This is a genomic window from Streptomyces sp. NPDC003011 (genome assembly GCF_053591515.1).
This window is the reverse complement of the sequence record NZ_JBSFTY010000149.1, coordinates 1-12,768: the sequence shown is the minus strand read 5'-3', so window position 1 is coordinate 12,768 and position 12,768 is coordinate 1. Positions and strand designations below refer to the sequence as shown.

Annotated in this window: 12 protein-coding genes and 3 pseudogenes; 6 read left to right on the top strand and 9 right to left on the bottom strand. The window is 72.2% G+C overall.

What is annotated here, in order from left to right; all coding sequences use genetic code 11:
• Positions 1–47: 47 nt before the first annotated feature.
• Together ACWD0J_RS40045 and ACWD0J_RS40040 are read right to left on the bottom strand one after the other, a co-directional pair.
• Positions 48–1,013, bottom strand: a pseudogene (locus tag ACWD0J_RS40045) (BTAD domain-containing putative transcriptional regulator); the annotation flags it as partial.
• A gap of 273 nt (positions 1,014–1,286) precedes the next feature.
• Complete coding sequence (locus ACWD0J_RS40040) at positions 1,287–1,757, bottom strand: DUF3592 domain-containing protein (RefSeq protein ID WP_451500788.1); 471 nt, start codon at positions 1,755–1,757, stop codon at positions 1,287–1,289.
• A gap of 316 nt (positions 1,758–2,073) precedes the next feature.
• Here ACWD0J_RS40040 and ACWD0J_RS40035 point away from each other — a divergent pair, with 316 nt between their 5' ends.
• Positions 2,074–2,421, top strand: a complete 348-nt coding sequence (locus ACWD0J_RS40035; RefSeq protein ID WP_451500787.1) for a VOC family protein — start codon at positions 2,074–2,076, stop codon at positions 2,419–2,421.
• Between the two features lie 743 nt (positions 2,422–3,164).
• Here ACWD0J_RS40035 and ACWD0J_RS40030 read toward each other — a convergent pair.
• Together ACWD0J_RS40030 and ACWD0J_RS40025 are read right to left on the bottom strand one after the other, a co-directional pair.
• A pseudogene (locus tag ACWD0J_RS40030) lies at positions 3,165–3,698 on the bottom strand (TerD family protein); the annotation flags it as partial.
• 182 nt (positions 3,699–3,880) lie between these two features.
• The gene (locus ACWD0J_RS40025) at positions 3,881–4,156 is read right to left on the bottom strand and encodes a hypothetical protein (protein WP_451500786.1); all 276 of its coding nucleotides are present in this window, start codon (positions 4,154–4,156) and stop codon (positions 3,881–3,883) included.
• Positions 4,157–4,696: 540 nt separating this feature from the next.
• Between ACWD0J_RS40025 and ACWD0J_RS40020 the strand changes: the two genes are divergently transcribed.
• The 3 genes from ACWD0J_RS40020 to ACWD0J_RS40010 are packed head-to-tail and all read left to right on the top strand — an operon-like array spanning position 4,697 to position 6,152.
• On the top strand, positions 4,697–5,059 hold the full coding sequence (locus ACWD0J_RS40020; RefSeq protein WP_451500785.1) for an ArsR/SmtB family transcription factor: 363 nt from the start codon (positions 4,697–4,699) through the stop codon (positions 5,057–5,059).
• Complete coding sequence (locus tag ACWD0J_RS40015) at positions 5,056–5,592, top strand: SRPBCC family protein (RefSeq protein ID WP_451500784.1); 537 nt, start codon at positions 5,056–5,058, stop codon at positions 5,590–5,592. Before ACWD0J_RS40020 ends, ACWD0J_RS40015 begins: the two co-directional genes overlap by 4 nt.
• Before the next feature lie 2 nt (positions 5,593–5,594).
• Positions 5,595–6,152: a TIGR03086 family metal-binding protein gene (locus ACWD0J_RS40010; RefSeq protein WP_451500783.1), complete on the top strand. Its 558-nt coding sequence runs from the start codon at positions 5,595–5,597 to the stop codon at positions 6,150–6,152.
• Positions 6,153–6,175: 23 nt separating this feature from the next.
• Here the strand turns inward: ACWD0J_RS40010 and ACWD0J_RS40005 are convergent, their stop codons facing one another.
• Both ACWD0J_RS40005 and ACWD0J_RS40000 read right to left on the bottom strand, forming a co-directional pair.
• A complete protein-coding gene (locus ACWD0J_RS40005) occupies positions 6,176–7,009 on the bottom strand; it encodes a class II glutamine amidotransferase (RefSeq protein ID WP_451500782.1) in 834 nt (277 codons plus the stop codon).
• Positions 7,010–7,976: 967 nt separating this feature from the next.
• Positions 7,977–8,147, bottom strand: a complete 171-nt coding sequence (locus tag ACWD0J_RS40000) for a hydrophobic protein (RefSeq protein ID WP_451500781.1) — start codon at positions 8,145–8,147, stop codon at positions 7,977–7,979.
• A gap of 220 nt (positions 8,148–8,367) precedes the next feature.
• Between ACWD0J_RS40000 and ACWD0J_RS39995 the strand changes: the two genes are divergently transcribed.
• Complete coding sequence (locus ACWD0J_RS39995) at positions 8,368–8,784, top strand: ATP-binding protein (protein ID WP_451500789.1); 417 nt, start codon at positions 8,368–8,370, stop codon at positions 8,782–8,784.
• A gap of 559 nt (positions 8,785–9,343) precedes the next feature.
• On the opposite strand, the gene ACWD0J_RS39990 is transcribed toward ACWD0J_RS39995, so the two are convergent.
• Together ACWD0J_RS39990 and ACWD0J_RS39985 are read right to left on the bottom strand one after the other, a co-directional pair.
• Positions 9,344–9,487 (bottom strand): hypothetical protein, encoded by a 144-nt coding sequence (locus ACWD0J_RS39990; protein ID WP_451500780.1) that lies wholly within the window; start codon positions 9,485–9,487, stop codon positions 9,344–9,346.
• Positions 9,484–10,887: an NAD(P)-binding domain-containing protein gene (locus ACWD0J_RS39985; protein WP_451500779.1), complete on the bottom strand. Its 1,404-nt coding sequence runs from the start codon at positions 10,885–10,887 to the stop codon at positions 9,484–9,486. Before ACWD0J_RS39985 ends, ACWD0J_RS39990 begins: the two co-directional genes overlap by 4 nt.
• Positions 10,888–10,989: 102 nt before the next feature.
• Here ACWD0J_RS39985 and ACWD0J_RS39980 point away from each other — a divergent pair, with 102 nt between their 5' ends.
• On the top strand, positions 10,990–11,376 hold the full coding sequence (locus tag ACWD0J_RS39980) for an ArsR/SmtB family transcription factor (RefSeq protein ID WP_451500778.1): 387 nt from the start codon (positions 10,990–10,992) through the stop codon (positions 11,374–11,376).
• 241 nt (positions 11,377–11,617) lie between these two features.
• Here ACWD0J_RS39980 and ACWD0J_RS39975 read toward each other — a convergent pair.
• Positions 11,618–12,664: pseudogene (locus tag ACWD0J_RS39975) on the bottom strand (pyridine nucleotide-disulfide oxidoreductase); the annotation flags it as partial.
• Positions 12,665–12,768 lie beyond the last annotated feature (104 nt).

The window sequence follows — 12,768 nt, the reverse complement described above, 5'->3', positions numbered from 1 at the left end:
CACGTCGACATCTCCGACCTCTACACCCAACTGGCCGACCACGGCTACGAGTACGCCTCCGCGGCCACGTCCGCGTCCGCGGTGACGCCGGCGAGCGGCACGAAGTACACCACGCGCTGCTCGGCCCGGCGGCTGACGGCGTGCGCCAGCCGGGTCTTGCCGAGGCCGCCGGGGCCTACGACGGTGACGGCACGGGAGGTGCGCAACAGCCGCTGCACCGCCGCGAGGTCCTCGTCGCGGCCGACGAGCGGGTTCGGCTCGTGCGGCACACCGTGCCGGACCACCGGTGCCTCGCCGCGCAGGAGCTCCCGCTGGACGGCCTTGAGGCCGGCGCCCGGATCCGTGCCCAGCTCGTCGCGCAGCCGGCGGCGGTACGCCTCGTACCGGGCCAGCGCGGCGGACGGGCCCGCCGTCGCCGCCTCGCCGCGCAGCAGTTCGGCGAGCACCTCCTCGTCGCGCGGATACTCCGCGGCGGCCACCGCCAGCGGCCCGGCGGCCTCCGCGTGCCGCCCCAGCCGGGCGAGCGCGAGCGCCTGCGCGCGGACGAGCGCGCCGCGGACGGGGGCACGCTCGGCGCGCAGCGCGGACACGGGGTCGTCGGTGTCGCCGGCCGCGTCGGGAGTGCCCTCCCACAGCGCGAGTCCGGCCTCGGCCGCAGCCAGCGATCCCGTGTGGTCCCCGGCCCTGGCCCGGTCCGCGCTCGCGGCGGCGTGCAGCAGCAGGGCGGAGGTGTCGACCTGCCGCTCGGCGAGGGTGAGCCGGTATCCGGTCGGCGTGCCGGCGATGACGTCGGCGCCCAGCTGCGCGCGCGCCCTGGACACCAGGACCTGCACCGCCTTCGCCGGCCGCTCCGGCAACTCGTCCGGCCACAGCCCCGCCACCAGCCGCTCGGTGCTGCAGCCCGTGCGCAAGTCGCCCGCGAGCAGCGCGATGAGACCGCGGAGCCGGGGCGCGGTGACCTCCTGTCCGCGACAGGCGACACGGGGCAGGAGGGTCAGCTCGATGGTGGTCAGGTCGGTGGTGGTCAGGTCGGTGGTGGTCAGGTCGGTGGTGGTCAGGTCGGTGGTCACCCGTGCAGGTTAGCCAAGGCGCCGGCCGCCGGGCCTTCCGCTTCCGCGCCAACTCCCGCTCCGCGGGCGGCATTCGCCCACGCACGCCCGCCGCGCGGGCGGATACCGCCATCGCGCCGACCGATACCGCCATCGTGCCGACCGATGCCACCGCCGTGCCCGTGTCCGCCACCCGTGCCGCCGCACGTCGGCCAACTCGCCCCCGACGAAGCGCTTCTAGGAACGCCGCCGCCTCACCATCGCGAGGGCCGTCCCGATCCCTGCGAAAAGCAGCCCGATCCCACCGAAGATCAGCGGCAAAAGCCACAGCGAGGCGAAGCCCTTGATCCGCGCGTCGTCGGGGGAATCGGCGCGGTAGAGCACCTCGACCCGCTCGCCCTCCTCGTACGACGGCGGATTGGAACCCGTCGAGCTCCTGAACGTCCTCGGCGTGCCGTCCGCCGAGGTGAACTCGACCACGGGGTACGCCACGGGCCCGTCGTTCACCCGCTTCTTGCGGGACACGCCGTTGTCGTCGTTCCGCCACTCCAGCGCCACCACCGTGCCGGGGGCACGCTCCGCGTTCGCCAGGAACGAGACCGACACCCCCGCCAGGATCAACCCGACGACCAAGAACAACGCCCCGAACGCGATCGCCCCCACCGCGAACCACCGCAGGGCGCCCCGCCCACGCACTTGAACCCGCATCTCGTCCCTCTCGCTGCCCGGAGTGAAGAGACGTTATCGCAGGTATTCCGGTCGGCGTCCCCCGTCCCCCGTCCCCGGACGGTTCGGCGCCGTGCCGCCGCTCGGGCGTCGTCCGTCCCGTCACCGGCGGCACCCGGCGCAACGGCTCCGCAGGAGTGCCGGGTTACTGGGTGCCGAGTTGCCGGCGTGTGCTCCTGCGGGAGCGCGTGTTCAGCATGACGGGTCCGCTTCCGTACTGGGACAAGCGTGCGGAGACGGGCGTGCCGTAGTACTCCTGGAGCTCCGAAGTCACACCGTTCCTCATGTGGAGTCGTCGATGACCGTTCGCCGTGTCACGCCTGTCCTCCGGACAGACTCAGCGCAGGAAAGCCTGGAGTTCTACGACCTGCTGGGCTTCGAGGAGGTCATGAACCTCGGCTGGATCATGACGCTCGCCTCGCCGTCCACCCCGGCGGCGCAGGTCAGCTTCATGACCGATGACAGGACCGCGCCGGTCACGCCGGACATGAGCGTGGAGGTGGACGACGTGGACGCGGCCTATGCGGTCGTGCGGGACAGCGGCGCGGAGATCGTGCACCCCTTGCAGGACGAGGAGTGGGGTGTGCGACGGTTCTTCGTCCGCGACCCCGACGGCCGGGTGATCAATGTGCTGAGCCACCGCTGACGCCGGGTTCACGGTACGACGTTCACCGGTGGACCGAGCGGGACGGCTCGTGGCGGACACCGCGAAGGAGATCACCGCGCGGCGGGCGTGAGGGGGTCGGGGAGCTGCCGGCCGTCTGCAGCGGGCCGCGCGGCGCAGAGTGCGGACGCGGTCGTGCGGCGGCCACTTCGACGGGGTCGCACCCGCGCCGCGTGCGGACATCGATGGAGCGGGGCGCGAACGCGCCGCTCCGCGTCTTCGAGGGTGCCATCACCCGGCGAACCGTCCCGGAGATCCCGGCCGCGTCCTCGGTCGCCCGCGGTGACCGCGTGGGCGGCGGTGCGCCAGGCGAGGGCCATGATGGTCAGGACACCCTGGCCGTCGGCGGGAGCCACATCCAGCGCGCCATGACGAAACTCGACGCCCGCGACCGGGCCAACTCGTCGTCACCGCCTACCAGTACGGCCTCGTGCGACCGCACCCCCGTCCGGGCGGCTGACGCGGACGGCACGATGCCCGCCGTCCCACCGGCACGGCACCGGCCGCGGCGAGGGCACGGCGAGGACAGGGCGAGGACACGGACGAGCGTCGTACGGCACCCGGCTGTCAGCACCGACGGGTCAGCACCGACGGCCTGCGCTGGATGCCTCTGGTCCGTCGCCCCCTCGGAGGTCCGCCCCTCGTCCGCACTCGCCCACCGGACACCCCTCGGAAGCGCTGCGTGACAGCCCGGACGCGCGGACCGGCGTTCGCTCAGCAGTCGTTCAGCCGACGACGTCGACCCCGTATCCGCGGGCGAGGGCGTCGAGGCCCTGATCGTAGCCCTGGCCGACGGCGCGTAGCCGCCAGACGGGGCCCCTGCGGTAGATCTCCGCGAGCAGCATGGTGCGTTCGGTGGTGGCGGCGTCCAGGGTGGCCCGGGCGAGAGGTGCGCCGCTGCTGCCGGGGGCCGCGCCGATCTGGATCGCACCGACCGTCCCGAAGGTGGCGGCGCCGTCGACGGCCGCGGCGACGACGACCTTCCGCGTCGCGGGCGCCAGGGATGCCAGGTTGAGGGCGATGGTCTGTTCGGCGGGGCCGCCGGTCAGCAGCCGCACCGTCCCGGCGGGGCTCTCCGGAGCTCCGTAGAAGACGAAGTCCTCGTCGAAGGTGACCTGTTCGTCCTCGTCGAGGAGGAAGGCGACGACGTCGATCGCGCAGTCGGACCGCGGGGCCCAGCTGGCGGTGACGTACCACTCGGGCGCGGGTGCGCCGTGCAGGGGCAGGTCGATGACGCCGCCGCGCGGCATGACGCGCGGGGGCCCGGGGGTGAGAGGGCCCGGGGGTGAGAGGGCCCGGGGGTGAGGGGGCTCGGGGGTGAGGGGGCTCGGGGGTGAGGGGGCCAGGGGGCTCGGGTGATCCGGGGGGGGGCCTGGGCGTCCGGGTGCCCAGACGCCCAGACGCCCGCGCCGGCCGCACACCCGGCCGGCTGCAGGTGGGATCAGGGACTGTCACCGGACCAGTCCCAGCGGGCCGGATCGCCCGGACGCGGGTCGTACAGCGCACGCCCGCCGGCGCCGAACTGCCCGAGTTCCGTCCGGAGGGAGACGCCGGTGCCGCTCTCGTCCGGCGTCCAGCCGGTGATGTCGAGCAGCAGACCGTCCAGTGGTCCGCCGACCAGTTCGGCGTAGGTGCGTCCCGGCCGCGGTCCTTGCCCGGCGTCGTCGTGGTCGGCGCCGTAGACCCGGCCGCGCAACAGTTCCTCATCCCTGTCCATGGTTCCCAGGCTCTCAGCCACCACTGACAACGAGGGCGCGCCGGATGCTCAGTGCGCCGGCCCGCACTGTCCGGAGGGTTTCCGCGGAACCCGGAACCCGGAACCCGGAACCCGAGACAGCAGCGCCCGCCCGCCGCGGCCGGTAGGCCGAGCGCATCGGTGACCAACCCTCGGCCACAGATGGAGGTGCTGTCGGCGTAGACCGTCGTCCGGCAGGACGAGGAGCGGTGCCGTTCACCGCCACCCATGAGTCGTCGTAGTGGACGCCCTCCATGCCGAGGTTGCGCACGTCACCGAGTCGAACGACCACACCGTCCGCGCGGTCCGTGTCCGTCATGACCACATGCCGAGGTCTGGCCCCAGCGCCCGTACCCGTGCCCCGCACCCGCACCCGCACCCGCACCCGCACCCGCACCCGCACCCGTGCCCGTGCCCGTGCCCGTGCCCGTGCCCGTGGGGGCCCTTGCTCAACCGATCGGTTGACTAACCAGGACGATGGCCGTAAGGTATTTAACCAACCAGTTGAATACGAGGTGTCAGGTGACCGACGACCGACTGTCGCTGGTGTTCTCCGCACTGGCCGACCCCACCCGGCGCGACATCGTGGCCCGGCTCGCCGCCGGGGACGCCACGGTCAACGAACTGGCCGAGCCGTACGACGTCACGGTGCAGGCCGTGTCGAAGCACATCAAGGTCCTGGAGGACGCCGGCCTGGTCAGCCGCAGCAGAGACGCCCAGCGACGGCCCTGCCACCTCGAAGCAGAGGTCTTCGACCTGATGACGAAGTGGATCGAGCGTTATCGACGCGAGGCGGAGGACCGTTTCCGCCGACTCGACGCCCTCCTTGAACAGATGGACGAGCAACCGACGACAGACACTTCCGCGCAGGAGGCGGCATCATGAGCACCGACGACACCACACGCCACCCCGACGAGACGCAGATCGTGGCCGACCCCGATCTGCCCACCATCGAGATCATCCGAGAGTTCGACGCTCCGCCGGAGCGCGTGTTCCGCGCGCACACCGACCCCGATCTGGTCGTCCAGTGGCTCGGTCCGCGCCGGCTCACGATGCTGATCGACCAGTACGACGCGCGCAGCGGTGGCTCCTATCGCTACGTACATCGTGACGACGACGGCACCGAGTACGGCTTCCACGGCGTGTTCCACGAGGTCCGCGCCAACGAGCGGATCGTGCAGACCTTCACCTACGAGGGCTTTCCGGACGGCGTCAGCCTGGAGACGGTTGTCTTCGAGGACCTGGGCGGGCGCACCCGGCTCACCGGAAAGTCGCTCATGGACTCCGTCGAAGCCCGCGATGCGATGCTCAAGAGCGGCATGGACGTCGGCGTCCGTGAAGGTTACGAGCGACTTGACGAGCTGCTCGGCGGTCAGCGGAGCGACAGCGCCGACCCGCACCCCGAGACAGGATCCTGATCATGGCGAGACCAGCAGCCGACGAGTACCGCACCGTGGCCCGCGGCTTCACCGACCGCGTCCACGGCACGGATCCGCAGGCATGGGACAACCCGGCGCCGTGCGAGCGGTGGGTCGCCCGGGACGTGGTTCGTCACCTCGTCGAGTGGTTGCCCGCCTTCCTGAAATCCGGCGCCGGAGTCGAACTGCCCGAAGGGCCCTCGGTGGACGATGACCCGGTGGCCGCCTGGGTGACGCACCGCGATGCCGTACAGGCCCTCCTCGACGATCCGGGCACCGCACACAAGCTGCTGTCGAACCCGCACATCGGAGACATCCCCCTGGACCAGGCGGTCGACCGGTTCTACACCGCCGATGTCTTCATGCACACCTGGGACCTGGCACGGGCCACCGGTCAGGACGAACATCTCGATCCCGCCCGATGCGCCCGGTTGCTCGACGGGATGCTGCCGCTCGACGACATGCTCCGTACGAGTGGGCAGTACGGACCCCGGGTCGAGGTGCCGGAGACGGCCGACGTCCAGACCCGCTTGCTCGCCTTCATCGGCCGCGAACCCTGACTCACGCGGGCGCGAACTCTGACTCACGCGGGCGCGAAGGGGCGCATCTCGTCCGCGCCGGCCCGCACGACGCCGTAGGTGTGCTCGGGCACGGCGTTCCAGGCTCCCGGGAGATCACCCAGCGGCTCCGAGACGACGAGACGCGTCTCCTCGGAGAGGTCCCGCAGGAACTGAACGTCGGGATGCAGTGCCCGCAGTGAGTCCACTCGACTGCTGTAGTACAGCGAACGAGCGGCGCCCTCGGTGGCGTGGCGGAACGCCCAGACATCCACCCCGTCGGTCGCGGCAACGGTCATCTGGAGCGGGGCGGCGATGCCGTGTGCCCGGCCCGTGCGCTCGACCATCCCGGCCATACGCGCCACCGCGCCCGGCGGATCGTCCTCCAGCCCGAGAGTGAGGGCCAGGAAGAACATGACCTCGGAGTCCGTGGACCCCTCGATGTCGGCGAACAGCGAGGGGTCCACGGCCATGCAGAGCTCCCGTCGAAGCAGGGGAAAACCGGTGATGGCCCCGTTGTGCATCCACATCCAGTGGCCGTGCCGGAAGGGGTGGCAGTTCGTCTGCTGTACGGCCGTACCCGTCGACGCGCGGATGTGGGCGAAGAACAGAGATGAGCTGACGTGCCCGGCGATCTCCCGCAGATTGCGGTTGTTCCACGCCGGCCCGACATCGCGGACGACGGCGGGGCCTTCCGCCCCCGAGTCCCGCGCGTACCATCCGACGCCGAAGCCGTCCCCGTTGGTGGTCTCCACACCCATGCGGGAGTGCAGGCTCTGGTCGATCAGCGAGTGCCGGGGCTTGTACAGGATGGATTCGAGGAGCAGGGAAGTCCCCGAGTAGGCGAGCCACCGGCACATCGACGATCACCTTCTCCTGGTCAGCGGCCTTGGTCGTCGCGAGGACAGGGCCCGGCCGTGAAACCCCGCCGGGGCGATGACCGCGGCGCATGAACACCATCCGCTGGAACTGGGCCGAACCTCTCCGACCCACCTCCCCGGTCCGGCGTCAGGGCGCCGGCCGCTCCCGCGTGAGCGGCCCTGCTCTTCCACCGTCGTCCCGGCAGCCGTTGATCGCATACGGAGGCGGACGCTCACCACCGCGATCCGCGCTCTGATCCGGTCGTGCTCGTCATGTCGCGGCCCGTCGCCATGGGCGGTCACGTCGACGGCGAGGCCCCGCGAAACCACACGTGGCCACGGAGCGGCGGGCACGCGGCCACGATGCCGGGGACCTTGCCGGCAGCAGGACGGCGCTTGCGCAGGCACCGCTCTGCTCGCCTCGCGGCCTCAGTCGACCAGCGTCTCGCAACCTGAGTCGTCGCAGTAGGACACCGCACGAGCCTCAGCACCCGTGTCGCCGCCGACCGCCATCACGGTGTCGACGAGGATGTGGCTGCCGTCGTGGTCCAGTCTCTCTCCTCGTAGAGAGCCGTCACACCGTCACTCTCCGCCGCACCGAGGTCCAGCAGCCCTTCGCCGCCGCACCCTATGCCGCCGCACCGCCGGATACCCGCACCGGTGAAACCGCCGCGGCGCAGCGCAAACGGAAGGGGATGCAGTCGGGGTTCGGGCAAGGGTGCCGCCGCTCGGGTGGAGGGCCAGGCGCCAGGTGCCGGTGGAGGGGACCGGAGCCGGTCCTGCTGGAGGTGCCGGGGTTCCCATGTCGGCGCAGGCACCGGCTCCGGGCCTGATGGCCGCTTACCCCTGGACGGACCGGCGATACAGCCAGTTGTGTGTACAGGCCGTGAGAGTCACGCGGACATGAGTGGGGGGCGCACCGACCATCGGTGCGCCCCCACCCGCGTACGGCAACCGCCGACGCGTCCTACCAGCGGTACCAGCGGCCTCGCTTCCCGCCTGCTCCGGTGGAGCGAGCGAGGAAACCGGCCAGCCAGATCACCAGGACGATCACGGCGATCCACCACAGTGCCTTCAGGGCGAACCCGGCACCGAAGAGGAGCAGGATGAGCAGCAGAACTAGCAGCAGGGGAACCATAGTTATCAACCTCCGTTCCGCCGTGTGCCCCGCAATGATCTCCGCACACGCTGAAACTTATCTGTTTCTTACTTGCCGCTCGGGGCATCAGGCGGGCCGCCCGCGGCCCTCCCCGCCTCTCCTCGAATGCCGCACCTGCGAGTGCCTGCGTGCACGGGTGACGGGTACACGGTGTGCGTACGCATGGGTGTGGACGGCAGCAGGGACGGGAGTGACTTCAGTGGCGGTCAAGGCGATGGGTTGGGCGCATTCGTTTCCCGTGTCAGGTGGCGTGCGCGCCGGACGGCAGTGGACGCGACGGCAGTTGGAGTCCCTGCCATGGGCCGCCGAGGAGCCCCAGACGGTGGACTCCGTCGTCCTGGCCGTGTCCGAGTTGCTCACCAACGCTCACATCCACGCGCACAGTGACGCGCATCTGGTCCTCACCTGGGACGGCGACTGCCTTCATGTAAGCGTCCATGACGAGGACCCGACACTGCCGCGCCAGCGTGACCCGCAGGCGGGCGAGGTGTCCGGTCGCGGAGTGGGGATCGTGCGGATGCTCGCTGATGAGGTGGAGATGAAGTGTCAGCGGCACGGCAAGACCGTGTCGGCGTGCTTCCGTCCGGCGAGCGCCGACCGGTCGGAGGGCAACTGAACTCCGTACGGATCCGTTGCGCCTACCGGTCCGGTTCCGTGCGGCCCGGTCGGGCTCCCCAGGCGACCAGGGCGGCGAGCGCGGAGACGGGTGCCGGCAGTAACGACAGGGCGGCCAGCAGGCCGTAGGGGGACGAGCGTGAGGGCGGCCGCGGTGAGTCCGCCGAGCGCGATCAGCGTGACCGTACGGGCAGTTGCCCTCGCGCGGCGGGCGAGTGCCGCGTACAGAGTGCGGCCGAGAATCTGTCCGGCACCGCCGAGGCCGAGTGCCCACGCCGACCTCGCTGATGGTGAACCCGCCTTCGAGCAGCAACGGCACCAGGGCGACGACGACCGTGGAGACGCTGAACGCGAAAAGGGGCAGGGCGGGCGGCCGGCATCCGGAACGGCCGGCTGCGGGTGGCCGCGCTCGCGCCCCGGGTGGCGCGGGCGGGGGCCGGTGATGCCGTCGGCCACGGTGCGGTGAGTGGGAGAGCGCGGGCGGGGACAGTCGCGAGAGCGCGCACCAAGACCAGGACGGCACAGGCAGCGTGCCATGACGGCGTGGGTGATGTGCGGGTTCAGTACGGGGCAGGCGTGGCGTAGTGGGCGATGTCCCAGCTGGTGATCTGGGTGGTGCACAGCGTCTGGAGGGCGGCGCGGGGCCGCGACCGGTCCCCTGTTCCGGTCGCGGCCCCGAGCTCAGGGGTGTCGAGGCTGGTCACGAGCCGCAGCAGCCGCCCTCCGGCGCCTCCTCGGCCTTCGTACCGGCGGCGGCGGGGGCGGCGGCGCCGATCTGCACGAGCGCGGGTGCCGGAGCGGGAGCGCAGCAGCCGCCGGCGTCGGCCTGCCCGGCGGCCGGGTCGTCGAACAGCCCGGCCCCGCCGCACACCCCGGTCTCCGGCAGGGTGAGCTCGACGCGGTCGGCGGATTCGAGGTCGCCCGCGATCGCCGCGGTGACGGACCGGACCTGCTCGTAGCCGGTCATGGCCAGGAAGGTGGGGGCGCGGCCGTAGGACTTCATGCCGACCAGGTAGACGCCGGGTTCGGGGTGGGACAGCTCGCGGTGGCCGTGCGGGTAGACGGTGCCGCAGGAGTGCTGGTTGGGGTCGATGAGCGGCGCCAGCGCGGTGGGCGCCTGGAGCCGTTCGTCCAGGCCGAGGCGGAGCTCGGACAGGAAGGAGAGATCCGGGCGGAAACCGGTCAGCACGATGACCTCGTCCACCGGGTCGAGGCGACGGCCGTCCTCGGCGGCCAGCACCAGTCGGCCCTCGGCGTCGCGTTCGATGGCCTCGGTGCGGAAGCCGGTGACCGCGTCCGCGTACCCGTTGTCGACGGCGGCCTTCGCCGCGAGCCCGAGAGCGCCGCGGGCGGGCAGCTGGTCGGCTTCGCCGCCGCCGAACGTGGAGCCCGACAGGCCCCGGCGCAGAATCCACACCGCGTGCGTGCCCGGCTCGTCCTTGGCGATGTCGGCGAGGGTGGCCAGCGCGGTGAAGGCGGAGGTGCCGGAGCCGATGACGGCGGTGCGCCTGCCTGCGTAACGGGCCCGGATCGCAGGGTCGTTGAGGTCGGGGACGCGGTAGCTGATGCGGTCGGCGACCGCGTTCTCGCCGAGGGCGGGCAGCCCGCTGGCGCCGGCCGGGCTGGGCGTGGTCCAGGTGCCGGAGGCGTCGATGACGGCCCGGGCGAAGACGCGCTCCTCGCCGTCGGCGGTGCTGAAGTGGATGACGAAGGGCTGGCTCTCGCGGTCGGCGTCGACGATGCGGTCGCGCCCGGCACGGGAGACGCCGGTGACGGTGGCGTCCACGCGGACGTGGTCGCCGAGGACGTCGGCGAGGGGCTGGAGGTAGAGCTCGGCCCAGTCCCCGCCGGACGGGTACGTGGCCGGGTCCGGCTTGGTCCAGCCGGTGGGGGCGAGCAGCTTCTCGGCGGCGGGGTCGGTCAGCTCGGCCCAGGTGGAGAACAGCCGTACGTGGGCCCACTCGCGCACCCCGGAGGCTGCGGCCGGTCCGGCTTCCAGGACCAGTGGTTCGATGCCGCGCTCGACGAGATGGGCGGCGGCCGCGAGGCCTGCCGGGCCGGCGCCGATGACGACGACCGGCAGGTCCGACGTGGTGGTGGTCATGGCAGTCCTCCGGGTTGACGCGGCCCGGTCAGGGCCACTGTTTCGATCGCTGTCGATATCCTGACCTTGCCACGCTCCATCGATAAGTGTCAACATAGACGCATGTCGAAGTTGTCAGAGGTTGTGGAACCGTCAGAGGTTGTGGAACTGCCGGTCCTGGACGCCGGGACAGAGGTGCCGTGCTGCCCGCCGATCACCGCCGGGGAACTGTCGCAGGCCGACGCGGAGAAGATGGCGGCCATGTTCAAGGCGCTCTCCGACCCGGTGCGGCTGCGGCTGTTCTCCAAGGTCGCCTCGCACGCCGGAGGCGAAGCGTGCGTGTGCGACATCTCCGACGTCGGTGTCTCCCAGCCGACCGTGTCCCACCACCTGAAGAAGCTGCGCGAAGCCGGACTGCTCACCTCCGAGCGGCGGGGGACCTGGGTCTACTACCAGGTCGCGCCCTCCGTGGTGGCCGCGATGTCCGCCATGCTCGACCTGCGTTCCTGAACCGGCGGCGCGCGGCCCGACGCGTCGCCCGACGCGGCCCGTCAGCCGCAGCCCGGCGGGCAGCAGCGTGCCCGGTACCCCCGCAGTGCGCCGAGCCGCCCGGGCATGCTCGCGTCATCAGCCCCCGAAGGACCTGCCCGCCCTCCTCGCGGTGGAGGACGAGGGTCGAGACAGCCCAGCACTGCCGCCGTGGCCGGAGCCGTGCGAAGCGGGTTGTCAGATGAGCAAGCGGCCGATCTCCGCGGCCACCTATCCGGGCGGGCCGTCCGACACCGGTCAGGATCGCCGAAGCGGGCCCGGTCCAGTCGCCGTAGCCCAGCAGACGCGGGCACGGCTCACCGACCGCACGCGTGCCCCGGGTGGCGATGTGCCCTTGGGCCCCAGGCACGGCGAGCGGGGCGGGGTGGGACAGGGCGGGGGCGGGGCGGCAGTCGGTGCACCAGCCGACCGTGTCCGCCGCGGCCCGCGTCCCGTCCGCCCACCGGATACCGTCGCCGGTGAGCCGGATGAACATCGGCCGAGCCTTCGACAGCTCGGCGTCCCGGGCCGCGCGCACCGGCGGCGCGGCGACGATGTCGCCGAGCGAGGCGACGCCGCCGGTGTCGGCGGCCGTGCCCGCATCGAGGGCGCGACGGCGGGCGGTCGCGTCGTCGGACAAGGCGCGGCCGTCGATGTCGTCGACGAGGAAACGGGCCGGGCGCCGGGTGACCCGGGCCAGGTCGACCCTGTCGTCGGCGGCGAGGTCGGCGGGCGATCTCTGCGCCGAAGTTCCCTGCGCCGACCACGACGACCCACTGACCGGCGTGGTCGGCGTGGTCGGCGTGGTCGGCGTGGTCGGTGTGGTGGGCGGGACGCCGGTAGCCGGTGGTGTGCAGCCGGCGTTCCGCCGAACACGTCCCAGCCGGGAACGGCGGGCGGAGGGAGCGCCACCAGGTGCCGGTGGCCGAGACCACCGCCCGAGCCGACCAGTCGCCCGCGTCCGTCTCCACCCGCAGCCGCCGGGCACCGGCCGTACGGCGTCCACACGGACCGGTCACCGGACAGGCGGGGCGCGGCGCTGCCCGCAGTCGGCCAGGCAGTCGACGACGTGACCGGCGTCCGGGTGCTCCTCGCCCGGCCGGGCGGGTATGAGCCGGCCCGCGAGCGCGGAGAAGGCCGCCGGCGGGAACAGGCGGAGCGAGTGCGAGTCCCATGTGTCCCGCCAGGCACCGCCCGGCGCGGGCTGGGCGTCGAGGACGACGAAGTCGAGCTCGACGCGGCGCGGGTGGTGATCGGCGGCGGGTCCCGCCGACGGCGCACGGGGTGGGGCGGCGGCGGGAGATCGGAAGAGCGACGTGGAGGGAAAGAGTGTAAGTTCGCGCGTGTAGATCACCGTTGTCGCCGGATCATGAA

Excerpts from the sequence above, each read along its gene's own strand:
- ACWD0J_RS40040 (WP_451500788.1), bottom strand. The coding sequence starts at position 1,757 with ATGCGGGTTCAAGTGCGTGGGCGGGGCGCCCTGCGGTGGTTCGCGGTG.
- ACWD0J_RS40035 (WP_451500787.1), top strand. The coding sequence starts at position 2,074 with ATGACCGTTCGCCGTGTCACGCCTGTCCTCCGGACAGACTCAGCGCAG.
- ACWD0J_RS40025 (WP_451500786.1), bottom strand. The coding sequence starts at position 4,156 with ATGGACAGGGATGAGGAACTGTTGCGCGGCCGGGTCTACGGCGCCGAC.
- ACWD0J_RS40015 (WP_451500784.1), top strand. The coding sequence starts at position 5,056 with ATGAGCACCGACGACACCACACGCCACCCCGACGAGACGCAGATCGTG.
- ACWD0J_RS40010 (WP_451500783.1), top strand. The coding sequence starts at position 5,595 with ATGGCGAGACCAGCAGCCGACGAGTACCGCACCGTGGCCCGCGGCTTC.
- ACWD0J_RS40005 (WP_451500782.1), bottom strand. The coding sequence starts at position 7,009 with ATGTGCCGGTGGCTCGCCTACTCGGGGACTTCCCTGCTCCTCGAATCC.
- ACWD0J_RS40000 (WP_451500781.1), bottom strand. The coding sequence starts at position 8,147 with ATGGTTCCCCTGCTGCTAGTTCTGCTGCTCATCCTGCTCCTCTTCGGT.
- ACWD0J_RS39985 (WP_451500779.1), bottom strand. The coding sequence starts at position 10,887 with ATGACCACCACCACGTCGGACCTGCCGGTCGTCGTCATCGGCGCCGGC.
- ACWD0J_RS39980 (WP_451500778.1), top strand. The coding sequence starts at position 10,990 with ATGTCGAAGTTGTCAGAGGTTGTGGAACCGTCAGAGGTTGTGGAACTG.